20 protein-coding genes, 1 tRNA gene and 1 riboswitch are annotated in these 24,225 nt (G+C 60.7%); of the genes, 2 read left to right on the forward strand and 19 right to left on the reverse strand.

All coding sequences use genetic code 11. The features are described 5' to 3' along the window. The first annotated feature begins 116 nt into the window (after nt 1–116). Nucleotides 117–192 (forward strand) — tRNA-Val (locus DXB98_RS08450). A 613-nt stretch (nt 193–805) separates the two neighbouring features. On the opposite strand, the gene DXB98_RS08455 is transcribed toward DXB98_RS08450, so the two are convergent. The 12 genes from DXB98_RS08455 to DXB98_RS08510 all read right to left on the reverse strand — a co-directional run bounded on the left by DXB98_RS08455 (nt 806) and on the right by DXB98_RS08510 (nt 14,910). Beyond that, the gene (locus DXB98_RS08455) at nt 806–2,089 is read right to left on the reverse strand and encodes an aminotransferase class III-fold pyridoxal phosphate-dependent enzyme (RefSeq protein ID WP_117743813.1); all 1,284 of its coding nucleotides are present in this window, start codon (nt 2,087–2,089) and stop codon (nt 806–808) included. Between the two features lie 69 nt (nt 2,090–2,158). Further along, a complete protein-coding gene (argB, locus tag DXB98_RS08460; RefSeq protein WP_117743814.1) occupies nt 2,159–3,139 on the reverse strand; it encodes an acetylglutamate kinase in 981 nt (326 codons plus the stop codon). 81 nt (nt 3,140–3,220) lie between these two features. Then, nucleotides 3,221–4,486, reverse strand: coding sequence for a bifunctional glutamate N-acetyltransferase/amino-acid acetyltransferase ArgJ (gene argJ, locus DXB98_RS08465; protein WP_199407166.1), 1,266 nt, complete (start codon nt 4,484–4,486; stop codon nt 3,221–3,223). A gap of 134 nt (nt 4,487–4,620) precedes the next feature. Further along, nucleotides 4,621–5,691, reverse strand: a complete 1,071-nt coding sequence (gene argC, locus DXB98_RS08470; RefSeq protein ID WP_117743816.1) for an N-acetyl-gamma-glutamyl-phosphate reductase — start codon at nt 5,689–5,691, stop codon at nt 4,621–4,623. 259 nt (nt 5,692–5,950) lie between these two features. Then, nucleotides 5,951–6,361: a pyridoxamine 5'-phosphate oxidase family protein gene (locus DXB98_RS08475; RefSeq protein WP_117743817.1), complete on the reverse strand. Its 411-nt coding sequence runs from the start codon at nt 6,359–6,361 to the stop codon at nt 5,951–5,953. 176 nt (nt 6,362–6,537) lie between these two features. After that, nucleotides 6,538–6,984 carry a pyridoxamine 5'-phosphate oxidase family protein gene (locus DXB98_RS08480; protein ID WP_117734276.1) on the reverse strand — a complete coding sequence of 149 codons (447 nt, stop codon included), beginning with the start codon at nt 6,982–6,984 and terminating at the stop codon, nt 6,538–6,540. Nucleotides 6,985–7,014: 30 nt separating this feature from the next. Then, the gene (locus DXB98_RS08485) at nt 7,015–7,815 is read right to left on the reverse strand and encodes an energy-coupling factor transporter transmembrane protein EcfT (protein WP_117743818.1); all 801 of its coding nucleotides are present in this window, start codon (nt 7,813–7,815) and stop codon (nt 7,015–7,017) included. Further along, on the reverse strand, nt 7,815–9,719 hold the full coding sequence (locus DXB98_RS08490; protein ID WP_117743819.1) for an energy-coupling factor transporter ATPase: 1,905 nt from the start codon (nt 9,717–9,719) through the stop codon (nt 7,815–7,817). The genes DXB98_RS08485 and DXB98_RS08490 overlap by 1 nt, the downstream gene beginning before the upstream one ends. Next, complete coding sequence (locus DXB98_RS08495; RefSeq protein ID WP_117743820.1) at nt 9,716–10,306, reverse strand: ECF transporter S component; 591 nt, start codon at nt 10,304–10,306, stop codon at nt 9,716–9,718. The genes DXB98_RS08490 and DXB98_RS08495 overlap by 4 nt, the downstream gene beginning before the upstream one ends. Nucleotides 10,307–10,311: 5 nt before the next feature. Next, nucleotides 10,312–10,504: riboswitch (FMN riboswitch) on the reverse strand. 372 nt (nt 10,505–10,876) lie between these two features. Continuing rightward, a complete protein-coding gene (groL, locus tag DXB98_RS08500) occupies nt 10,877–12,514 on the reverse strand; it encodes a chaperonin GroEL (protein WP_117743821.1) in 1,638 nt (545 codons plus the stop codon). 96 nt (nt 12,515–12,610) lie between these two features. Continuing rightward, a complete protein-coding gene (groES, locus tag DXB98_RS08505; RefSeq protein WP_022094351.1) occupies nt 12,611–12,904 on the reverse strand; it encodes a co-chaperone GroES in 294 nt (97 codons plus the stop codon). 368 nt (nt 12,905–13,272) lie between these two features. After that, on the reverse strand, nt 13,273–14,910 hold the full coding sequence (locus DXB98_RS08510) for an amidohydrolase (protein WP_233505139.1): 1,638 nt from the start codon (nt 14,908–14,910) through the stop codon (nt 13,273–13,275). A gap of 168 nt (nt 14,911–15,078) precedes the next feature. Between DXB98_RS08510 and DXB98_RS08515 the strand changes: the two genes are divergently transcribed. Then, entirely contained in the window at nt 15,079–16,542 is a 1,464-nt protein-coding gene (locus tag DXB98_RS08515; RefSeq protein WP_117743822.1) for a M20 family metallopeptidase, read from the forward strand. Nucleotides 16,543–16,682: 140 nt separating this feature from the next. Here DXB98_RS08515 and DXB98_RS08520 read toward each other — a convergent pair whose 3' ends face one another. From DXB98_RS08520 to DXB98_RS08550, 7 genes are all read right to left on the reverse strand, one after another. Beyond that, entirely contained in the window at nt 16,683–17,999 is a 1,317-nt protein-coding gene (locus DXB98_RS08520) for a zinc-ribbon domain-containing protein (RefSeq protein ID WP_158553186.1), read from the reverse strand. A 149-nt stretch (nt 18,000–18,148) separates the two neighbouring features. After that, nucleotides 18,149–19,171, reverse strand: a complete 1,023-nt coding sequence (locus tag DXB98_RS08525) for a YitT family protein (protein ID WP_117734269.1) — start codon at nt 19,169–19,171, stop codon at nt 18,149–18,151. A gap of 207 nt (nt 19,172–19,378) precedes the next feature. After that, a complete protein-coding gene (locus DXB98_RS08530) occupies nt 19,379–19,900 on the reverse strand; it encodes an Asp23/Gls24 family envelope stress response protein (protein WP_117734268.1) in 522 nt (173 codons plus the stop codon). A 44-nt stretch (nt 19,901–19,944) separates the two neighbouring features. Beyond that, nucleotides 19,945–20,322, reverse strand: a complete 378-nt coding sequence (locus tag DXB98_RS10485) for a DUF2273 domain-containing protein (RefSeq protein WP_233505140.1) — start codon at nt 20,320–20,322, stop codon at nt 19,945–19,947. After that, complete coding sequence (locus tag DXB98_RS08540) at nt 20,315–20,860, reverse strand: hypothetical protein (RefSeq protein WP_147330315.1); 546 nt, start codon at nt 20,858–20,860, stop codon at nt 20,315–20,317. The genes DXB98_RS10485 and DXB98_RS08540 overlap by 8 nt, the downstream gene beginning before the upstream one ends. Nucleotides 20,861–21,026: 166 nt before the next feature. Then, a complete protein-coding gene (locus DXB98_RS08545; RefSeq protein WP_117734266.1) occupies nt 21,027–21,833 on the reverse strand; it encodes a YebC/PmpR family DNA-binding transcriptional regulator in 807 nt (268 codons plus the stop codon). A 165-nt stretch (nt 21,834–21,998) separates the two neighbouring features. Continuing rightward, nucleotides 21,999–24,182 (reverse strand): DUF6020 family protein, encoded by a 2,184-nt coding sequence (locus DXB98_RS08550; RefSeq protein ID WP_233505141.1) that lies wholly within the window; start codon nt 24,180–24,182, stop codon nt 21,999–22,001. Nucleotides 24,183–24,225 lie beyond the last annotated feature (43 nt).

The following is a 24,225-nucleotide window of genomic DNA, read 5'->3' on the forward strand; positions in this document are numbered from 1 at the left end:
GATGAATGTGGGAGGTGTTCGGATAAAGTTGATAATCAAGGGCTGTGACACGCGCCAGTTACCTTTAATGGATATGAGGTGAATGAGGCGATTGTTTTGCTATACTCTCTCCGCACGGGCGATTGGCGCAACGGTTAGCGCAGGTGCTTTACACGCACAAGGCTGGGGGTTCGAATCCCTCATCGCCCACCACTGATTTGATAGGCTCCCAGCAATGGGGGCCTTTCTTTTTTGGGCCCATCGCAGAGGGATTCGAACCCGACAGGGTGCGGAGCTGAGGAAACGCGAAGCGTTTTCCAGCGCAGCACGCGAGGAGCGGAGCGACGAAGCGGGACGCGGGCGGCGCCAGCCGCACGCGGACATCCCTCATCGCCCACCACTGAATTGTTAGGCCTCCAGCGATGGAGGCCTTTCCTTTTTCAGGCCCAGCGCATGGGATTCGAACCCGCCAGCACGTCTGTCACAAAGGCCGTGGTCAAAAAATGGCAAAAATGAGTACTGCTACTTTGTTTGCAACATATAAATAGACAGTATTTGCTTAAGTTACGCAACATATGTCCATTATAAGGACTAACAGTTGGCTCAAAATCGTGCTTTCATCGCCATTTCGACTTGCTATCTGGCCTTATTAGTCCAAAATTGCTGCTACCAAATCGGTAACAGTACTCATATTTGATGTTTTTTGACCAGCAGGTCTCCCTGCCTTAGCAAATCTAAGGCAAAACGGGCTCCAGACCGTTGAATCGTGCCGCATATGGCACACCCGCAGTCCGGAACCCGGTCCAAATTGAGTTATTGCGCCGCGTTAGCCCAAGACACCCGACAGGATCTCGATCAGACTGTCCACGTCGGCTTCCTCGCAGACGAGCGGCGGCAGGAAACGCAGCGTATGGGCACCCGTAGCGTTAATCACGGCACCGGCGGCCAACGCGCGGGCAACAATATCATGCGCATCGCCTGCTGCGTCATCCAAGTCGCAGCCGAGCATCAAGCCGCGACCGCGCACCTCGGTAACGTGCGGTAACTTGGCGAGCTTTGCCTCCATATAGGCGCCTACCTTGGCAGCATGGTCGGCATAATCGCCGCGCACGAGCGCGGAGAGCGTCGCGGCGCACGCCGCGATGGCCAAGCAGCTACCGCCAAAGGTCGAACCGTGATCGCCGGGCTTAAACACGTCGGCGATCTCTTTCTTTGCCACCACGGCGCCCATAGGAACGCCGTCGGCGATGCCCTTGGCAAGACTCATGATGTCGGGCTCCACGCCATAGGTCTGGTAAGCGAACGGTTTGCCGGAGCGGAACAGACCGCACTGGACCTCGTCGGCGATAAGCACGGCGCCCACGTCGTGTGCTAGGTCGCGCGCCGCCGCCATAAACTCCTCGGTCATGGGGTGCACGCCACTCTCACCCTGGATCGGCTCGAGCATCACGGCACAAATTTCGCTCCCCAGCTGCTCAAAGATTGCACACAGTTCATCGACATCGTTGGGCGTGCAGGCCACAAAGCCACCCGGCAGCGGGCGGAAACTATCCTGCAGCCAATCCTGCATGGTGGCGGCAATGGTCTCGAGCGTACGGCCGTGGAAGCCGCCGCGCATGCACACGATAGTGTTGCCGCCGTTACCGGCACGCTTGGCGTACAGGCGCGCAAGCTTCATCGAGCCCTCGTTGGCCTCGGCGCCGGAGTTGGCAAAGAAGGTCTCCCACACCTGCTCGTCCGCAGCCGGGGCACCAAGAGCAGCTGCTGTGGTCTCATCGCCGGCGGCAATGGCATCGGCAAGCACGCGCGCACCATCTACGTCGTCGTTAGCAAGCTTGGACAGCAGCGCCGCGACCTGGCCACGCTGCTCGATGTAGAAGTAGTTAGACACATGCAGAAGCTTTTTGGTCTGTGCCTCGAGCGCCGAGAGCACAGCCGAGTCGCCATGACCCAGGCTGCACACGCCGATGCCGGCAAGAAAGTCGAGGTACTCACGACCATCGTCACCGGTGAGCTTCATACCGTGACCTTCGACAAACTCGACCGGCGAGCGACCAAAGGTATGCATAACGTAATGGGATTCGAGCGATTGTTGAGTTGCAAGTGACATGGGATGCCTTTCGTTGGGCGCCGTACGGCGCAGGGCTATGGATGCAGGGACGCGACAACTGCGGGTCAGCTAGACCGTCTGAAGCTTCTCGACCTCGTCGAGGTTCTCGGTCAGACGCGCAGCAAACGTCGAAAGCGGATGCGGATGCGTATCGAACTCGTAAGCCGTCTCGGTGGAATGAATCACGGTGCCGACGCCGGCATCGGTCAGCAGCTCCAGCAGCAGCGAATGCGGCGTCGTACCGTTGATGATGTGGGCTCGGAACACGCCAGCGGTAAGCGCGTCGACAGCCGCACGAAGCTTGGGGATCATGCCCTTATCGACCTCGCCGCCGTAGAGCATCTCATTGACCTCGTCGAGCGTCAGGTTGGAGATAAGTGAATCCTTGTCGCTAAAGTCCTTGTACAGGCCGTCGACGTCGGTCAAGAAAATCGCCTTGTGCGCGTGGAGCGCTGCCGCAACGGCACCAGCGGCGGTATCGGCGTTGACGTTGAAGAAGCCACCGTCCTCCCCCGCCGCGACCGTGGCGATAACGGGAATGTACTCGCTGTCGAGCAAACGCTCGATATAGTCGGTGTTGACGTGCGTGACCTTGCCTACGCGGCCGAGCTCTGGGTCGAGTGGCTCGGCGATAAGGGTACCGGCGTCGCTGCCCGACACGCCCACGGCCAGGTTGCCATGGTGGTTGAGCGCCGCGACCAGCTCCTGGTTGACCTTACCGCCCAGCACCTCGCGCACGATATCCATGGTGGCAGGCGTGGTCACACGCTGGCCGTTCTTAAACTCGACGGGGATGTCATAGTGGCTGAGCGCCTCGTTGATGGCCTTGCCGCCACCGTGCACGATAACAGGGCGCATGCCGATGATCTTGAGCAGGACGATGTCGCTCATCACGTCACGACGCAGCTGCTCGTCGACCATGGCGGCGCCACCGTACTTGATAACGACCGTCTTACCGGTCAGATTCTTAATCCACGGCAGCGCCTCGAACAGCAGCTGCGCGGTAACTTCGTTGGATTCGCTCGAGCGACAATCGCGTGCGAACTTCATAGTCTGCCTCGTCTTTCGTGTAGCAATCACGCCGCACCTCGTTGCCCGCGATTGCAGCGGGACGCGCGGCACATCGGGAGTCTAGGAACGGTAGTCGCCGTTGATGGAGATGTACTCATGCGTGAGGTCGCAGGTCCACACGGTCGTTGCCGCGTCGCCTGCGCCCAGGTCGGCCGAAATCACGATCTCGGGCGCCTCGAAACGTCGCAAGGCCTCGTCCTCGTCAAAGGGAACAGTCAGGCCATCGCGGCAAACGGGCATACCCATCATGTCGATTGAAACGTCTTCCTGGTCAAACCGCACGCCGCACTTGCCGAGCGCCATGGCAACGCGGCCCCAGTTGCAATCGTGGCCGGCAATGCAAGTCTTAACGAGCGGCGAGTTGGCAACGGCACGGGCGGCGATATCGGCCTCCTCGTCGTTCACGGCGCCGGTAACGTTGACCGTCACGAGCTTGGATGCGCCCTCGCCGTCGGCGGCGATGTTGCGCGCCAGGCTCTCGCACACCTCGTGCACGGCAAATGCCAACTCGTCAAAGGCATCGGAGCCCTCGTCGATAGGCTCGGCATCTGCGGCGGCGCCGGAGGCAAGCATGATACAGGTGTCGTTGGTCGAGGTGTCGGAATCGACCGTTACCTTGTTAAAGGTCTGCTTGACGGTCGAGAGCAGCAGGGCATGAAGTGCCGCCGGCTCAACGGGGGCATCGGTAGTGATGACCGCGATCATGGTGGCCATGTTGGGCATGATCATGCCCGAGCCCTTGCACATTCCTCCTACCGTATAGACATTGTCCTCATGACCCGCAGCCTCACTGACGTAGGACACGGCGTACTCCTTAGAGTGCGTGTCGGTCGTCATGATGGCGCGAGCGGCATCGGCGCCACCGTGGGCGGAGAGCGCCTCGTAGGCAGCAGGAATGGCGGTCTCAAACGTGTCGATCGGCAGAATCTGGCCAATCACACCCGTTGAGGCAACTAGAATCTGCTGGGGCTCGCAGCCGATGACCTGCGATGCGATGCTGCACGTCTCGCGCGCGCATGCAAGGCCGGTCTCACCCGTGGCGGCGTTGGCATTGCCAGAGTTGACCGAAACGCCGGCGATGATGCCGTAGCCCTTGTCGGCACCGCCCAGGTTGGCACGGCTCACCTGCACGGGCGCCGCGCAAAAGCGATTGGTGGTAAACACGCCGGCACCGGGACAGGGTTTATCGGGCACGACGAGGGCGTAATCCAGGCGCTCGGGATTCTTGCGGAACCCAGCGTGGATGCCTGCGGCTTTAAAACCAGCCGCAGCCGTAACGCCACCCTCGATAGCGCGAATCTTGATATCAAACAGCTCGGTATTCATCGTCTTTATGACTCCTTATGTCAAACAAAAAACGGACATCGGTTGGTGCGCCATGCCAGTCGTGATCATGAAACCAGCTTAAGAGTGGCGCCCCACTCGATGCCCGACTACCAAATCGTTAACAATCGAATGTGCTACACCGGGCACGCCACTGTGGGCAAGCCTCGTCGCTCGTCAAAACCAAAGACGATATTGGCGCACTGGACCGCCTGGCCTGCTGCACCCTTACACAGATTGTCGATGGCGCCCGTCGCCACCAGCACGCCCGCGCGCTTGTTGAGCGCGAGGCCGATCTGGGCGGCGTTGGTGCCGACGACCGAAGCCGTCTTGGGCTGCTGACCGGCATCGAATACACGCACGAAGGTGCGACCGGCGTAGAACTGCTTGTAATGGTCGACAACGTCCTCACGGGTCAAGGTATCGATAGCCTGTGGCGTAAGCGGCATCGTTACCGTAGAGAGTAGACCGCGCTTGAGCGGTGCCAGGTGCGGGGTAAAGACGACGCGATCGGTTAGGCCCAAGATCTGCTCAATTTCGGGCGTGTGACGGTGCTTGCCCACGCCATAGGCCTCCAGGTTTTCGTCCGCGCTGCAAAAATGCGTACGGGCGTTACAGGACTTACCGGCACCCGTCACACCGCTGATAGCGTCAACGATCACGGGGCCACTCTGGGCAACCCAGCCGGCGCGCACGGCGGGCGCGGCGGCAAGGCTCGTTGCGGTGGGATAGCAACCGGCACAGGCGACCAGCACGGGTTTGCCGTCGGCATGGTCGGATGCGGCGGTCTCCAAGTCCTGGCAGAACAGCTCGGGCAGACCAAAGGCACGGGTCTTGAGCAGCTCGGGGCTCGTGTGCTCGGCGGCATACCATATCTCAAAGACGGACGGGTCGCTCAGGCGATAATCGGCCGAAAGGTCAAAGCAGGAGACACCCGCGGCGAGCAGCGCAGGCACCTGTGCCATGGCGGCAGTGTGCGGCACGGCAAGAAAGACCGCATCGCAGCTCTTGAGCTCGGGGGCGTCATGCGTGGTAAAAACCAGATCGCTTATGCCAGCAAAGCTCGGGTACACCGCGGACAGCGGCTGGCCAGCATCGGCGTTGGACGTAATGGCAACAAGCTCAAACTCGGGATGGCCGAGAATGAGGCGAATAAGCTCGGCTCCGGCGTATCCCGCCGCACCGACGATTCCAACCTTCAAAGACATTTCAGACTCCTTGTCTGCGATGTAGGCACCGATGCGCATTCCGCAGTCGTCGTTATGAGGTAGGTTGAAACTTTAGCACCAGAGAATACATATTTACGTAAATAGTTTGCGTCTTCATGCATTGAAACACGCCCGACATATTTGCTTGAAGGAATTGACAAATTGGAGCGGGCCCCGTATTGACCGGCACTCCTTACGGCGCCGGGCAATACGGGGCCCGCCCATGCGGATACTAAGTTGTTAAGATGAGCTAGCCTGACTACAGCTCGACCGGCACCCATTCATCGTGGTTGCAGATATACGCCTCGGGATCCTCGACGCTAAAGAAGACGAGCGTGGGGTCGTTAGGCCCCTCATAGTGCTCGCTCAAGCGCTCAAGATGTTTCCATCCTGCCTCGCGCATATCGGGAGCGGCCTGGTCATCCAGACCCGCACGCCCGCGCAAGATCAACCAACCATGGCCCGGCCACCAACTCGTGGCCTCAAAACGCTGATTTTGCAGCAGCTCTTGCCACACATCTTTAGTACGCGCCGTTACAAACCACAGCTTGCCGTCCTGAATCTGTGCAAACGAGAACGGACGCACATGCGGCTGCCCGTCCACACTCGTCGCCAGATACCACGCCGGCACCGACGTTAGATACTCCAACACCGTATTCAATCCGTCCACGGTTCCTCCTGCCACTAGCTAATTTGAGATGGGTAGTTAATTTGGGACGGGGCTATTTTAGCTATCCCTTAACTGCCAATGAATTAGTTGGCCAGGATAATTGTCAACTGGCATATGGGGGTAGCTAAAATAGCCCCGTCCCAAATTAACTACCCCGGAAGCCTGGTTTGTGTGAGCTAGAGCTCCAGGCGCTCCTCGCTGCCGTCGATATCGCAGAAGCGCGCGGCAATGTTGCGGACCGAAAAGAAAGCAAGGCGGCCGTCGTTGGCACTCTCGTGTTCCTCGCCGATGCCCACCATGTGCTTAAAACCCGCTTGACGCACCTTGTCGCTCGCAACTGCGTCGTCCTCAAGTGCGGCCTCGCCGGTCAATACGATCCAACATTCCCCCGGCTTCCAGCCCGAGAGCTCGAACTTGGGATTCGCACTCAGCTCCGCCCACACATCCTTGTCGCGCGACGTGCAAAACCACAGTTTGCCGTCATCGACCATGGCAAACGAAAACGGCCTCACGCGGGGCTGATGTCCGTCGGCCACATCGGTCGTGGCCAGATACCACGCCGGAATGCGCCTGAGATACAAACAGGCGCGCTCAAGCTGAGCCGTGCGGTCGTTGTCGGTCATAGGGACCCCTTTCTTGCGCTCAAATCGCGCCTAAACAAGTTGAAGATTGATGACGATGACGCAGATGAGCAGCAACGCCGTCACCACCGCCGCCAACGCATCGCCGCGGCCAAATGCAAGCGCATGCAGACGTGTGCGGCCCTGCTCGCCATGATAGCAACGGGCATCCATGGCGGCAGACAACGTCTCGGCATGACGGAACACGCCGGTGAACAGCGGAATCGCCACACTGCCGAGCATGCGCACACCGCCGAGCGGACCGCCCGTCACGCGCGCGCCGCGGCTGGCCTGCGCATCGGCCGTCTGTTTCATTTCGGTGGCAAATTGCGGCATAAACCGCAGCGCGATGCCCATAATCATGCCAAGCTCGTGTGCCGGAAGCCCCACACGCGCGAACGGTGCGAGCAGACGCTCAAAGCCCGCGGTGAGGTCGAGCGTCGGTGTGGTGAGCGTAATGGCGCTCATACCGGCCATCATCAAGGTCAGGCGGCACGTCATAAAGGCGGCGGAATGCAGCGAACCCTCGCTTATCTGCAGAAAGCCGAGCTGCCACAGGATGCGCCCGCTCTGATCGGTAAACAAGTTGAGCACCGCGACCACGACGACGATTGCCAGCAGCGGCGCCATCGACGACAGAGCGCGACGAGCCGGCACCCGAGACACGGCATAGATCAGCACAACGAAAATTGCGACCGGGGCCAGTCCGCGGAAGCCACTGACCGTGAGCGTCGTGATCAGAAACACAAAGCCCAAGAGCAACTTGGTTCGCGGGTCCAGGCGGTGGATTGCACTATCGCCGGGATAGTAGCTGCCAAACGAAAACGCCTCCATCAGCAACCCTCCTCTCGCGTGACCGTTTCGGATTTGGCCTTGTCCGAGACGTTAGAAGAACCGTCCGAGCGACCGATCAGCAAATCTGCCAACTCGTCGGCCAACGACTCAACCGTATAGAGCCCGCCGCGACGCAGCGGCACGCCCGCTTCCGCGAGCGCTAACGCCATGCGCTGAGCAGCAGGTACGCCCAAGCCGATCGACTTGAGCTCATCGGCATGCGCAAACACCTGCTCGGGGGTTCCCTCGGCAAACACCGCGCCTTCGTTCATTACGACGATACGGTCGCAGCAATTGGCCAGGTCATCCATGCTGTGCGAAACCATGACAACGGTCAGGCCATCACGGTGAAGTCGATCGATAAGCTCAAGGAAATCCCTGCGCGCAGCCGGATCGAGCCCCGCCATGGGTTCATCGAGCACCAGGACCTCGGGTTCCATGGCAAGCACGCCGGCAAACGCCACGCGGCGCTGCTGGCCGCCCGAAAGCTCAAAGGGACTCTTGTCGCCGACCGTGGAAAGGTCGAGGCCCACGCGCGAGAGCGATGTCTCAACGCGGCGGGCAACCTCGGCCTGCGACAAGCCAAGGTTGTGCGGACCAAACGCCACGTCCTGCGCCACGGTTTCGGCAAACAGCTGACGCTCGGGATATTGAAACACCACGCCGACCTTGGCCTTAACCGCGGCGGCGTCTTTCTTGTTTGACAGATCGAGCCCCAGCGCGCGAACGGATCCCTCCTGAGGGCGAATCAAACCGTTGAGATGCTGGACCAGCGTCGACTTACCCGAACCGGTATGACCTGCCAAGCCCAGGAACTCGCCGCGACGCACCGTCAGCGATACATCGCGCAGCGCCCACGGGCTGCTGGGGTCGTTTCCCCAGAGAGCCTGTTTGCTCGATTTGCCCGCAGTGGCCGAGCGCTTATGCCAGCGGCGGCGCTCGCGCGGACTGAGCGAATAACTGTACGAAACATGGGATAGCTCGATGACGGGCTCCGACGTGTTGCCCTCGTTGTCTACCGGAACAGTGCCGTCAGCGATTTCCAACTGGGATGCGGAAGACTGCCCCGCGATGTCTGCCCCACTTCGCTCGGCATAAGCCTGCGTAATCTCGGCGACCATATCCGCCTCACGCACCTGTGCGCAAACGGGCACGCCCTTCGCACGAAGCGACCTGCCCAGACAGCACGACGCCGGCATATCCAGGTTGAGCTGCGCAAGTTCGTCTGCCCGCGTCAAGATTTCCTCGGGCTTACCGAGCATGGCAACGCGCCCCGCCCGAAACACCGCGACACGATCGGCCTCGGCGGCCTCTTCCATAAAGTGCGTAATCATCACGATGGTCATGCCGCGAGCGTGCAACGCGCGGCAAGCCTTCATGAGGCCCTTGCGTCCACGCGGATCGAGCATCGAGGAAGCCTCGTCCAATATGAGCACGCGCGGTTCCATGGCGAGCACGCCGGCAAGCGCCACGCGCTGCTTTTGGCCACCCGAAAGCGCATGGGTCTCGTGGCACTCAAAGCCCACCAGGCCCACGCCCTTCAGCGCCTCGCGTACGCGCTGCGCAATTTGCGCCGATGGCACGCCAAGGTTTTCGGGACCAAACGCAACGTCATCTTCGACAAGCGTTGCCACCAGCTGATCATCGGGATTCTGGAATACCATGCCCGCGGTCGAACGAATGTCGTAGACCAGCTCGGGGTCGGACGCATCCATGCCGTTGATGCGTACCGTGCCCGCATCGGGCTGCAGTAGCGCGTTCAAATGCTTGGCAAACGTCGACTTGCCCGACCCATTGCCACCGAGGATGCAGAAAAACTCGCCGTCCTCTATGTTCAGATCGACGCCGTCGAGCGCCGGTGCGGCACCGTCATAACTAAAGGAAACGCCCCGACACTCAATCATGCGCGGCCTTTGACCTGGTCCTTTTTAGGCGTGATGAGGTTGGAGACTGCTTTATACACCGCCAGCGTCAACACCGAGTTAAGCACGGTCTTGATAAGGTTAAACGGCAGTACGGCAGGAATCATGAGCGGGGCGATCACATCGACCGAGCCATACCAGAACCAAACGCCAATGGTAAGGTTTGCGACCATAGACAGCGCTGTAGCGGCAACAACACCGAGCACCAGGCCAATCACGGCACCCTTGTAGGTATGCATCTTCTGGTAGACGATAGCCGCGGGGAGAATATAGCCCAACGTAGCAACCAAGTTCATAAGCGCGCCGACCCAGTCACCCGTGGTGAGCGCATGGATAACGATAGCCATAGCGGCAACAGCTGTGCCGGCACCAGGGCCATACGCAAACCCACACACCATCGCCGGCACCAGCGACGGGTCATACGTCAAAAACGGCGCCGAAGGAAGGATGGGTAGCTGCACATACATAAACAATGCGCTCAAGGCACACATCAGCGCCATGGTAACGAGCTGTTTGGTGCTCCACCTATTCGTGTTCTCAAAATGGATATGCTGCGACTGTTCAGACATAAGATCACCTGCCTCTTTCATCCGGACTCTAACCGTTGGTACTGGGATCTCACCAGTTCAGCCGGCATGCGAACCAACGCACACACGGGTCGCGGACTCATCGGCTCGGTCGCAGGCATCTCGCCTGCGCCACGGCGCCCCTTTGACACCGCCCGATTTACCGCCAGTGGGGAATTTCACCCCGCCCTGAAACAGCAATTGCAAGTGTAGCACGAGCGAGTATTCGCGCAAGTATGCCAAGGGTAATTTGTGGCGGGGACCAGTTGTCGCAACAACCACGTCTCCCACTCACCCCAAAGTGGTGCGCTTTTCGCGGCTTTGCCGCGAAACAGCAACCGGGACGCGTATCCCCCACAACCACGTCCTTCTCCGCCCGCCGACCTAAAGGCCGTAAACGCAGGGAATCCGGGGGCGTGACGGGGGCTTCTCTCCGGAACATTCCGCAGGACGCAAAGAGGCTCCGCAGCGCGAAGCGCGATGCGGAGCCTCTTTGCATGTCCGAGGACGTTCCGGAGAGAAGCCCCGTCACGCCCTGCGGATTCCCGGTGGGAGTTCTAGACCTTGTCGGCCTTAGTACATACCGCCGCCCTGCTGACCAGCGGTAGCAGCAGCGATAGCGTCCTCAAGCTGAGTGTTCTTGGGCACATCGGAGACGGTGGCCTCGGTGATGAGGATCAGGCTGGCGACAGAAGCAGCGTTCTGCAGGGTGACGCGGCTGACCTTGACGGGGTCGAGGACGCCCATCTCGATCATGTCGCCCCACTCGCCGTTGGCAGAATTTAGACCCTGGCCAGCGGGCAGCTCGGCAACCTTGTCGACCACGACAGCGCCCTCAAAGCCAGCGTTCTTGGCGATGGTGGCGACCGGAGCGGTCAGAGCCTTCTTGACGATGTCGACGCCGATCTTCTCCTCAGGGTCGTCGATCTCGACAGCATCGAGCGCAGGAGCAGCGTCCATGAAGGCGACGCCGCCACCGGCGACAATGCCCTCCTCGACAGCAGCGCGGGTAGCCTGCAGGGCGTCCTCGACGCGATGCTTGATCTCCTTGAGCTCGGACTCGGTAGCAGCGCCGACCTTGATGACGGCAACGCCACCGGAGAGCTTGGCCAGGCGCTCCTGGAGCTTCTCGCGGTCGAAGTCAGAGGTGGTGTTCTCCATCTCACCCTTGATCTGAGCGATACGGGCGTCGATGGCCTCCTTGGAGCCAGCACCGCCGACGATGACGGTGTTGTCCTTGGAGATGGTGACGGACTTAGCGGTACCGAGCATATCGGCGGTGATATCAGCGACCTTCACGCCCAGCTCGTCCAGAGCGGCCTGGCCACCGGTGAGGACGGCGATGTCCTCGAGGATGCGCTTGCGGCGATCGCCGTAGCCCGGGGCCTTGACGGCGCAGACGTTGAGGGCGCCACGGATCTTGTTGAGGACCAGGGTAGGCAGAGCCTCGCCGTCGATGTCCTCAGCGATGATGAGCAGGCCGCGGCCAGCGCGCTGGACAGCCTCGAGAACGGGCATGATGTCCTGAACGCTGGAGATCTTCTGGTCGGTGATGAGGATGAACGGATCCTTCATCACGGCCTCCATGCGGTCGTTGTCCGTGACGAAGTAAGCGGAGACGTAGCCCTTGTCGAACTGCATGCCCTCGACGGTGTCGATGGTGATGTCGAACGTCTGGGAATCCTCGACGGTGATGACGCCGTCCTTGCCCACGACCTCCATGGCCTCGGCGATCTTCTCGCCGACCTCGGGGTCACCGGCAGAGATGGTACCGACGGAAGCAATCTGCTCCTTGGTCTCGACCGGCTTGGCCTGCTTCTTCATCTCGGCAACGGCGGCGTTGACGGCCTTGTCGATGCCGCGACGGATGGCCAGCGGGTTGGCGCCGGCGGCGACGTTGCGCAGACCGTCGTTGACGATGGCCTGGGCGAGCAGGGTTGCGGTGGTGGTACCGTCACCCACGGTGTCGTTGGTCTTGGTGGCGACCTCCTTCACCAGCTGAGCACCCATGTTCTCGATGTTGTCCTCGAGCTCGATCTCCTTGGCGACGGAAACGCCGTCGTTGGTGATGGTCGGGGCACCGAACGTGCGCTGCAGCGCAACATAGCGACCCTTGGGGCCCATGGTGACGGTAACGGCGTCGGCCAGAGTGTTGACGCCCTTGGCAAGCTTAGCGCGGGCATCGGTGTTAAACGTAATGTTCTTTGCCATGGTAGGTAATCCTCCAAAAGAAATGCGACTCGCGTCGCCGCTTCCGAGTCCTATGCGGCGGGCGCGTTCAAAGACGAATCAGAGATTCTGACGAGACTAGGCCTCGACGACGGCGTAGATGTCGTCGGCGCGCATCAGCAGATACTTCTCGCCGTCGACCTTGACCTCGTTGCCACCGAACTTGCCGTAGATGACAACGTCACCGACCTTGACGTCCATGGGGATGCGCTCACCCTTGTCGTTGACCTTGCCGGCGCCAACGGCAACGATGGTGCCGCGCTGCGGCTTCTCCTGAGCGTTGCTGGCGATATACAGACCAGAAGCGGTCTTCTGCTCGGCCTCGTCGGGCTTGACCAGAACACGATCTGCAAGCGGCTTCAAAGACGACATGCTTGTCTCCTCCTTTTTGGGCCGCGCGGTTATGCCACGCGAATTAACCCTTTTTGTTTGCGTACGCGTTGAATGGTACCCACGAATGGCGGGTTATACAACACGGAGTCAAAAAATCTTATTTTTTGGCACTTAGATTTTCTGAATGCCGGGGGATAACTTAGCAGTGGCTCCCGGGGCGGACCGGAGGGCATGAAGTTTGCTGCTCTACAGTCCTGCGCAAGACGGAAAGCACATTAAGTGCTTTCCTTTGCGTGCGGAACTCGCGACAAACTTCATGCCCTCCGGTCCGCCCCGGGAGCTGGGGTAACTTATCCGGGCCCGGCGTTCAGAAAAGTCAGTGCAGCAAAATGGCGATGCGGATGGGGTTAGTGCTCGTAGATCAGGTTGCCTGCCAGGTAGGTGGCCTGAACCTTGGTGGCTTGGAGTTCTTGGGGGTCGATGGTAAGCGGGTTTTGGTCCAAGACTACCAGGTCGGCATACTTGCCGGGCTCCAAGCTGCCGAGGTTTTGCTCGTCGCCCGCTGCATAGGCGCTGCCCAGGGTGTAGTTGCGCAGAGCCGTGGCCGCATCGATGCGCTCGCTCGGCAGCCAGCCACCCTCGGGCCAGTGGCTTTTGGGGTCCTGGCGCGTGATAGCCGTGTAGAGCACGTTCATGCTGGTAACGGGCGTGATAGGGCTGTCGGTACCGAAGGCTTGGCGAATGCCGCGCTGCTTATAGGTCGCGAACGGCCACATGATGCGGCTGCGTTCCAGGCCCAGGTCGCGCTCCGGACCACCTGGGTCGAGCGTGATGTGGCAGGGTTGGCTCGAGGCAATGATGTTGAGCTTGCGCAGGCGATCGATGTCCTGAGGCAGCAAATTCTCCAGGTGCTCGAGCGTGTTATGGCCGTGCTGGGGCAGGCCGTACAGTTCGGCCGCTTCCTCGAAGATATCGAGCGCGGCATGGATGGCACCGTCGCCGATGACGTGGATGCGCACGGTGTGGCCGCGCTCCGCGGCAGCCAGAACTAGCTTGCGCATGCGCTCGGCGGGAACCGTCAGACGGCCCTGGTCGCCCGGGAAGCGCGGATTGGTATAGGGCTCGGTGAGATATGCCGTGTGTTCGCTCGACACGCCGTCGAAAAACTGCTTAAAACCAGGCGCCGAGAGCAGCGCGTTGTTCGCGTAGCGGGTCTGCAGCTCTTCCAAGCGCGACTGGTCATCCAGCAGCGTGGGGAACAGATGGGCTCGGATGCCCAGCTTGCCGGCTGCCTGTAGTTTGTCGTAGACGTCGTCGCGGATAAAGTCGCAGCCCGGCATGGGCATGAGCGACATATCGCAGATTGAGGTGATGCCTTGCTCTGCCATACGCTTCATTTGGTCGGCGTAAGCGCTCGCGATGCGGTCCTCGCCCAGCCACTCCAGGCAGCGCGGCAGCAGCTGCATGGCAGCCGCCTCGTGCGCAATGCCCGTGAGTTCGCCGTTTGCGTCCTTGTCGTAGTTGCCGCCCGCTGGCGGCTCGCTGTCGCGCGAGACGCCGAGCGCCTCGAGCGCGCGGCTGTTGAGCCACAGCGTGTGCCCGTCGCCCGAATACATAACGCAGGGGCGATCGGGGAATGCCGCATCGAGCGACGCCTTGGTAGGATGCTCGGGCGGGTCCCAACGGTAATCGCGCCAGCCCTGCGTCACAACCCAAGCGTCATCGGGCAGGTCCTGGGAAAACTCGAGCGCGTGCTGTACCAGTGCTGCCTCGGACGTGCCCATATCCATGAGCATGTACGGCGAGGCGCCAACCGAGGTATGGAAGAAGTGCAGATGCGCGTCATGGAAGCCAGGGCAGACAAACTGGTCGCCATAGTCGACGACGGGCGTTGCGGCAGGAGCCGCGGCGATCACATCGTCGGGCTTGCCGACCGCGACGATACGGTCGCCCGCGATGGCAATCGCCAGCTCACGGGCATCATCGATGCCGTCTTGTGCGGTAAAGACGTTCTTGGAGCGGATTATCCGATCGATATGTTGCATGGGCATCCCCATCTCTGGCAGGAAATTCAACACCCCCGAGTGTACTCCCCCACTCTTGTTACTAAACCCCAAGCGGCAAACGGCTGCTTTGCCACGCCAAGTGGCAGGTGGCATACTGGAGGCAGCCTGTACGATTTTGCGATCAACCCAGCAAGGAGCAAATCGATCATGACGAAGACCAAGGCACAGCAGATTATGGCAGCGACCGGGGCGCGAGCGGCTGACGACATCACCGCAGCCATCCAAGATATCGCTACCGAGTTTGAGCCCTATATCATCAAGCAGCGCCGCCACTTCCATAAGCACCCGGAGCTGAGCCTCGCCGAGGAGCGCACGACTTCTGACATCGCCAATCAGCTCGATGCCATGAATATCCCCTATGAGCGCCCCCTTAAGACGGGCCTGGTGGCAACCCTTCGCGGCACCGCGCCCGATGCCTACCGCGAGGACGGCACGCCGCGCCGCCGCATCCTGCTGCGCGCCGACATCGACGCCCTGCCCGTTACCGAGCAGACCGGCGAAGAGTTTGCTAGCGTCAACGAGGGCTGCATGCACGCCTGCGGCCACGACTGCCACATCGCCATGATGCTCGGCACGCTGCAGATTCTGCGCCATATGACCGACGACATCCACGGCGAGGTCCGCATCGTCTTCCAGCCCAGTGAGGAAAACGGCCAGGGCGCCAAGCTCATGATCGGCACAGGTGTGCTCGACGGCGTCGATGGCGCCTACGCCGCGCATATCTGGAGCGAGGTCGATGCCGGCACCGTAAGCTGCGAGCCCGGTCCACGCATGGCCAACACCGACTGGTTCCGCATCGACGTACGCGGCACCTCATGCCACGGCGCCATGCCCCAGCGCGGCCACGACGCCGTTATGGTTGCCGCCGAGATTGTCAACGCCTTGCAGACTATCGTTTCGCGCGAGATTAGCCCCTACGAGCCGGCGGTCATCACCGTCGGCGAGCTGCACGGCGGCACCGCGCGCAACGTTATTGCCGGCACGGCCTACCTCGCCGGCACGGTGCGCACCTACGGCGATTCGACCCACGAGGAAATGCCGGAGCTTATGCGCCGCATCGTGGAGCATACTGCGGCAGCCTTGGGCGCCGAGGCAGAGCTCACCGACTACACCATCGCCAACTACAAGGTCGAAAATGACGCGGCCTCGAGCGAGCGCTGCCGTCAGGCTGTAATTAAATGTCTCGGCCCCGCCGGCCAAGGCCATTATCGCGGCACGCTCTCGGGCGAGGATTTTTCGGAGTACCTGCGCCGCGTACCGGGTGTGCTCGCCTTTGTAGGTACGCGCAACCCCAAGATTGGCGCCACGTACGCCCAACATTCCTGCTTTTACAAGATTGACGAGACCGTACTGGCCAAGGGTTCCATGGTGGCCGCCCAGTATGCCATCGACTTTTTGGCCGAGCCCACGCAAGAGGAGCTCGACGGCCCCACGATCGCCGCGGTTGCCGAGACCAACCCCGACTTGGCCGCCAGGCTGCGCTCTGCCAAGGCGACTGCCGCTGAGGCGCGCGACGCCATGCACGATGCTCGCACCGCCCGCCATGCCGCGATCAAGGGCATCCACGAAGCTCGCGCCGCCGCTCGCCGCGAGGAGAAGCACGACGAGTAGTCGATTCGCGACTATCTCGCAGTCATAGCCGCATCGCGATGTCAAAGCGGGGGCGAACGCTATCTCAACGTTCGCCCCCGCTCATTTGTCAGGCTCTATTTCTACCATTTCTCCCCGTCCCCAAATGGCAGGCGGCAGGGCTACTCGTCCTGAGGGTCCTCGTCGGAACTTGACTCGGGTTCGGGTTCGGGCTCAGGTTCAGGCGTCGGCTCGGTCTCGGGCTCGGGCGCCGGCTCTGGTGCGGGCTCTGGTGCGGGCTCGGAATCAGAGGCGGGCTCAGGCTCAGGCTCGGGCACCGGCGCAGGCTCAGGCTCGGGTGCAGGCGCCGGCTCGGGCGCGGGCGCAGCATCCGGAGCGCTATAGCCCGAAGGAGCGGCCTTCTTCTCAAACGGCAGCACAAACGTCAGGACGTCGTCCTTGTCTTCGTCGGCCCACTCGCTTGCGTAACGCGCCACCCAGTAGCCAACGGCACGGTGCTTGAGCATGCTGCCAAAGACCGTAAGAAATACGGTGACAAAAGCGACCAGCACCAAGAACAGCGCGAGCGTGACGCCACCGCCGGTAACAATTGCCTCAATACCCGTAGGACGATAGTAGTAGCTATACATACCGACAGAGGCAATGGCGCCAAAGACGGCCGTCAAGATCCATGTGATGACGTTGGCGATCAGGCCCGTCAAAAACTCGGGAATAAACGAAGCGCAGAACAGCTTAGTCTTATTGTTCTTAAAGGCCGCCCAGACCTTATCGAGCGAAAACGCGCTCTCAACGCGACCGGTCACCGCAAAGTGCATCACGGCAATGTCGGCGAACATCTTAAAGAAGACGCCCAGGACCGCCGAAGCGATCAGAGCCAGGACAAGCAGGCCCAGCGAGCCAAACAGCGCGGCCTCGAGCGCATAGGAGCCGTAGTAAGAGTACGAACCTGCGGCACCGAGCACAACGCCTTCAATTACCGAGAGCACTACACCAATAACGGGAATGGCAGCAATGACCTTGAGCACGCTCGAGATGACGCCCGAAAAGACTCCGAGACCAAACGACGTGGAGCGCATCAACGGACGGTCGATGCCGTCATCGACCTTGAGAGACAGGTCGCGGCCCCATTCGATGCCAAAGCCAGAACCGCACGCGCTTGCCACACAGGCTGCCAAAAAGCCGATAGCAGCCGCGATACCGCCGATAACGGGAATGAACAGCACGAGCACCGACACGACGCAGATAAGCGCCGGCAAAAAGGCGATCTGGCACACGCGCTGTAGTACGCCCGGCATCTTGGTCATATCCTCAAACGCTTGAGCCACACAGCCCTTGGGCACGTTGACCACGGGCGGCTGCGTCATGACCTGCTGAGGCTGCCCCTGAGGAGCCGCACCGGCCGCTGCATTAGGAGCACCACACGCGCCACAGAACTTGTCGTTATCGCCCATGGGAGCGCCACACTGCGAACAGAACATCGAAATCATCCCTTCGTATCTTGAGCGAATCACCTGGATCGCAAACGATGTCTTGTCATCATTATCACCCAGTGTGAGGACAAATTCTCCTAGATGACGTTTTTGCAACGCGCAGGGCGTTATTTGATTGTTAGACGAGCGCGCTCGCGTTAGTTCGTTCCGCGGAAGCCCTTGCCGACGATCTCGGAGCTGTCAACGATCGTGATAAAGGCACCAGGATCGACCTCGCGCGCGTAGCGACGCAGCTGCACGGCCTCGCGGCGGCTTAGCACGCTCATGATCACCGTCACGCACTTGCCCGAGAAGGCGCCGTAGCCGCGGCTGATGGTCGCCGTACGGTTGAGATGCTTGACGATGAACTCCTCGACCTTAAGGGGTTCGGAGCAAATGATCGTGCAGACCTTACGAAGGTGAATGCTCTCGATGGCCTTGTCGACCACAAGCGTCTTGGCAAACAGGCCGAGCACGCAATACAGGCCGACGCGCGGGCCATACAAAAAGGCCGCGATAGTTACGATGCCGATATCGACCAGCAGCAATGCGCGGCCAATCTCGAGCGTGGTGCGGCGTTTGAGGATCATGGCCAGAATGTCCGTGCCACCCGTCGAGGCGCCAATATCGAAGACGATGGCGCTGCCGAGGGCCGGCAGAATCACGGCAAAGCACAGGTCGAGCCACATATCGCCCGTCATCGAGACATCGGTCGGGATAAAGAGCTCAAACAGCGAAACATAGGCGGAAAGCGCAAACGAGGCGAAGACGCTCCACAGGATTGCCTTACGCTCCAAAAAGATAAAGCCCAAGATGACCAGGACCGCGTTGATAATCCACATAAAGACGCCGACGGGCAGAGTCGGGAACAGCGTAGAAAGAATGACCGACACACCCGAGGTGCCGCCGAAGGCAAAGTGATTGGGCGTTTTGAAAGCCACGATGGCAAAGGCCGTGAGGATCAGGCCCAGGTTGAGCTCGGCAAAAAAGCGCGGAAAGCCTGGTTCCTGGCTGCGCTTGCGGCCGGCGCGTTCGCCTTGCTCAATAACATCGCGATCGACAACGCGCTCCATCGGCACCACCGGAGGACGATGCACCTCCTCGGCAGCACGCGATGCCGCCTCTGCCGCAGCGGCCTCAATCGCCCATGCCTTGCTTTCTGTTTCGTGCTCGTCAGCCATTACGGCAACTCCTCGTTAACAATTTGGAAACAATGCGCCCATTAGGGTAACGCGGAACGCGGCAATTGCAACCCTTAGTTAGACGAGCGGTATGCCCGCATCGGGGGCATACAAAGAACGGCCGGCCGCGCATGTTCCTGCGCGGCCGGCCGTTTGACGTTTTCGCAGATAAAACCTGCCAAAATAAACCTGTCCCTTTTTGGCAGGTTACTCGTGCTGGTTGGTGCGGCGTTCGTACTCCTCGGGGGTGATGACATCCTCGATGCGTAGGTTGACGCCCGCCACCTCAAGGCCGGTCATCGCGGCGAGGCGCTCGGTCACACGCGCCTTAACGTCGTCGAAAATCGCGGGCGCGTAGGCGCCATACTCGATAATGACGGAAATGTTGACGACCACGCGGTTGTCATCGGTGACCTCGACCGTCACGCCCTTGGTCAGGTTCTCGGCACCAAACTGCTCCTGTACAAAGTGCATGAGGTTGCCCTTCATGCCCAAGACGTGCGGCACCTCGCGAGTGGCCATGGCGACGATCTTCTCGATCACGCCGTTAGAATAGGTCAGCGAGTCCTCGGACTCGTCAGCCTCCTCGTCGTCCTCGTCAACCTCGTCTTCGGATTCGGCCTCGACAAGCGCCTCGTCCTCGAGCGTCACGCCTTCGGCCTCGGCGACGACGGTCTCGTCCGCCTCGAGCTCGGTATCGGTCACATCGACCTTCGTGTTAAAAGCCATGGTTCCTCCTTATGCCCACCGCATACGCGGCGGTCGAATACATGCTAGCGACCGCTAAACAGGCGGCCGAAGAAGTTGACGATCCCGTTTTCGCCATCGCGAATCTGGCCGATCACAGCCCCGATCAGCACGAAGAATGCGATGACCAGCGTGTCCCACAGGCCGAGCGTGAGCACCAGCACCGCGAGCACAAAACCCGCGACGGCGCCGAGCGTGGTGTTGGGATGGCGAACGGCATAGCTCCAGATAGCCGCCCCCGTGCCCTTAATGAGACCCATGGCCTCGTCAAAGTCGTCGACGGCCGCGTCACGCGACTCGGTGCCCTCTACCTTGGGATCGACGACCTCGCTTGCCGGCGCGACGCTCTGATCGATAGTCAGGCGCGGGGTGCGGACGGTCTTATCTTGATTGGTATCACTCACCGGAAACCTCCACGGTCTGGACGGTAGTCTTGGACGGCAAAAAACGGACGCGCGTAGTTGTACCCGGCGTGCCGAGCATGGTGTCGCAAGCTTCCTCGATGCGCTGCTGCATCGCGGTAGCCAGAGATGCCACGTCCTTATCGTCAAGCGCGATAGCCTCGACCTTAAAACGGACGTGCGAATCGTCGGAGCCTTGGACGCGGGCCTCGACATGCTCGACCATCACGCGGTCGTCGCGCTCGGCAGCAGCCCTGGCGCACGAAGAAAGCGCCGCGAGGGTAACCTCGATATTGCGCTCCCCCGCCGGATGCACGCAGGACAGTTCGCGACGGGCGAACATCAGGCGGAAGAAGCTTACCAGCACGCCGATCGCCACGACGCCGGCGCACCCCGTGACGACGATGCGCGGCATGGGGTCGCGCATCAGCAACATAAAGCGATACGTATACGGCCCCCAAAACTGGCAGACAAGCGTACCCAGCGCCACGATGGTGGCGGCAAGGTACACGATCGCTAGGGCTCGTTTGAGTACGCGCACGCGGCGCTCCCTTCAAATCTCGGCTCTCGAAATGCAAAACGGTTCGCATCATTATAAAAGAGCCGGGTCCGGTGCTCTACGCACGCGGATCCGGCTCATCTATTCCACGAGGCTTGCATGCTCGCTTCATTATGCCCAGATATGCACGGCTTAACCCGTGCGGGCGCTACTCCTCCTCGAGGGCAGCGATGACCTCGTCGGTCATGTCCATGGTGCTGTAAACATCCTGGACGTCGTCGAGCTCCTCAAGACGGTCGATGAGGCGCTGAACCTTCTTGGCGTCGGCGCCGGAGACCTCGGTCGGGGTGGTCGGGACCATGGTGGTCTCGGAGCCCTTGACCTGGACGCCCTGCTCCTCGAGCGCCTTGGAGACAGCCATAACGTCGTTGGCAGCAGTCCAGACGATCCACTCCTCGCCGGCGTCCTCGTAGTCCTCGCCACCGGCCTCGGCGATGGCCATCATGAACTCATCCTCGTCACCGGCAGCACCGTTGGCGATCATGGTCTCCTTCTTGGCGTTCTCGTCCAGGATCTCCTTGGCGACGACGATCTGGCCCTTGCGCTCAAACTGGAAGGCGACGGAGCCGGAGGTGCCCAGGTTGCCACCAGCGTGGGAGAAGGCGGAACGGACATCAGCGGCAGTACGGTTGCGGTTGTCGGTCAGGCAGTCGACGTAGACGGCGACACCGGCGGGACCGTAGCCCTCGTACACGATGTTCTCGTAGACGGCAGCATCGGCGCCCGAACCAAAAGCCTTGTCGATAGCGGACTTGATCTTGTCCTTAGGCATGGACTGAGCCTTGGCCTTGGCAACGGCAGCGGCGAGGCTGGCGTTGTTCTCGGGCAGCGGGTCACCGCCGAGACGGGCAGCAACGGTGATGTTGCGGCTGAGCTTGGAGAAAAGGGCGGAACGCTTGGCGTCCTGCGCGCCCTTACGATGCTTGGTTGTGGCCCACTTAGAGTGTCCGGACATACGTGTCTCCTATCGGTTTCGACCTAAAGCCCAGCGCAGATGCTCGGGCAATATAAACAAACGTCGTTATGATATACCTACTGGCCTGCGAGATAAACCCCAAAATGAAGGCGTCGTGATGATGCCACCCTTTGGTGCAAAGTAACCTGACCCCAATGCACCAAGTTAGGACCAGAGGAAGTCGCTGCGGGTGACGGTGGCGCCGATGGCGAAGGGCATGCAGGCGATGGCCGGATACAGGTAGCGCATGTAGGTCGAGCCGTTGCACGGGCCAATCAGGCACACAGCGAGCACGCCCAACAGCGGCACCCAGATTGCCAGCGCACGCCATGAATGACGACGCAGCAGGTAGACCACCACGACGATCATGATCCACACATAGGTGGCCGAGCTCATGGTGAGCGAGATAAACGGGATGCGCTGCACCGCCACGCGATACAGGTTGATCAGGTGGTCGCACCAGCGCACAACCTTGCTATCGACCGGATGGAAGTCGAAGTACTTGAGATTATCGGGGCGCGCCATAATCTCGGCACTGCGCGCCGTGCTGTAGACCCACGCATCGCGGGCACTCGGATAAAAGTAGCCGTAATAGTTATTGATGAGCGCCGAGATATAGCACTCAGGATCCTTTTTGAACATCTGGGCCCACACCTCAAAATAGGCCTTGATGTCCTCCTGCGAGGCGTATTCGTTAAAGCAATTTTTGACGGCATCCGACTTATCCGGGTTGTAGCGGCGGCCCAGATTCTCGTACTTGAGCACACGGTCGATCACGGCGCGCTCTTCGTCGGTCACCAAGCCGTCGCAAGGAGCCTCCACGATGGTGCCGTCCTCCTTAACCGTGGGGTTGACGCCCGAGTTGAGGCCGTCGTGCTTTTGGACGAAACGAGCGGTCTGCTGAAACGGAATCGAGAGGATTTCGCGCTTGGAGCCGGGCGTAATGTCGTGCGTCGGCATAAAGACCTTGGTGAAGTACATATTAAAGGCAAGGCAGAGTGCAAGCACCGCAAGAACTCCCACCCAGCGGAAGCGCGAGATGGCGCCCGAAGGCGCAGCACCAGCCTGCTTGGCTGCACGACGAGCCACATGCGCGTCCCATGCGCAAAACGCCGACGCGATTACGCATGCCGCCAGGGGAAACACCAGGCCGCCGTTGCGCAGAAACGTGGAACCCATGGCGCCCAGAGCGAGCAGCAGCCAGTCGTGGCGCGCAAAGAGCACGGGGGCTTTCTCGCCCGCTCGCTCGACATTGGCATCGCGACGGGGCAAGCCACATGCCACGAGCTTGACGGTCTGTACCAGCAGCACCAAAAACGCGTCGGCAAACAGCACATCTTTGGTAAGCAGGGCCGCGTAGTTAGAGAACATCGGCATAAACGCAAAGAACAGCAAGATCACGCCGCGGACCGGCAGGCTCACGCCCAGTTTGCGCAGCGACGAGATGGAATAGGCCATGCAGGCAGCCGTGATGACAAATTGAGTGCAGGTATAGATGATGAGGCCCGCGTTAGCGCTGTTGAACAGCGAAAGCCCCAGCTGAACGCACGAGCCGATAATGGCCGTGTGCACCACGGGGTGATGTCCGTTGAGCAGCACGTTGGGGTTGAGTAGGCGCAGGTAGTCGCTCGTGCCGTTGGGATAGTTGAACCACTGGCGAATCTGCGCACCCGTATCTCCCATAAAAAGGCCGGGCAGCGAAGCGATGAGCGTGGGCGCCCAGGCGATCATAAGCACCAGGAAGGGCCCGGCAAAGGGATGGACCGAGAGTACGGCGTGAGCCACACGCCATATGCGGCCAAAGTGCGCTTCGGAAAACGGAATGCGCCGAGAGCTCAGCCAATCTAGACACTCAAAGGCAAGGTAGAAGGCAACGATCGCCAGGAGCATCCAGCCCGCGCCGCCAATCCAGGCGCAGATGATGCGAGCTTTGTCGCCAAGGACGATCTCGGCCGAGTCGGTGAGGTCGTAGCTGCGGCCGAACACCATGCAGATGGCGAAAAACAGCGACGGCAGAATGATTGATGGGCGCCAGGTGTCGCCGCGGCCAAAGAACACGTAGCGAAACGGCAGCGTGAGCAGGCAGGCAAGTGCAAGCAGCATGACCGCGTCGGTATGGCCGGCAAACGAGAGGAGTACCTCGTAGCACACGTACAGCATGCCCGAGGCTTTGGGGTCAATCGCCAAGACTGCGTTGCTCGACACCGGGGCGGGATCGATGGAAAACGCCGTGGTCGCCAACAGCGCGAGCAAAAATGCGATGAGCGTCTGCTTGGCGGGGTAGCGCTTAAACCAGACGATGCGAGCGGCATCGCGCGCAGCCGTTGTGGAGAGGTCGGAATCCTTCACAGTCCAAAGAGCCTTTCTAGAAACCTATCAAACTCGGCAAAAC

This window comes from Collinsella sp. OM07-12, assembly GCF_003438275.1.
In the GTDB taxonomy this organism is placed as follows: Bacteria; Actinomycetota; Coriobacteriia; order Coriobacteriales; family Coriobacteriaceae; genus Collinsella.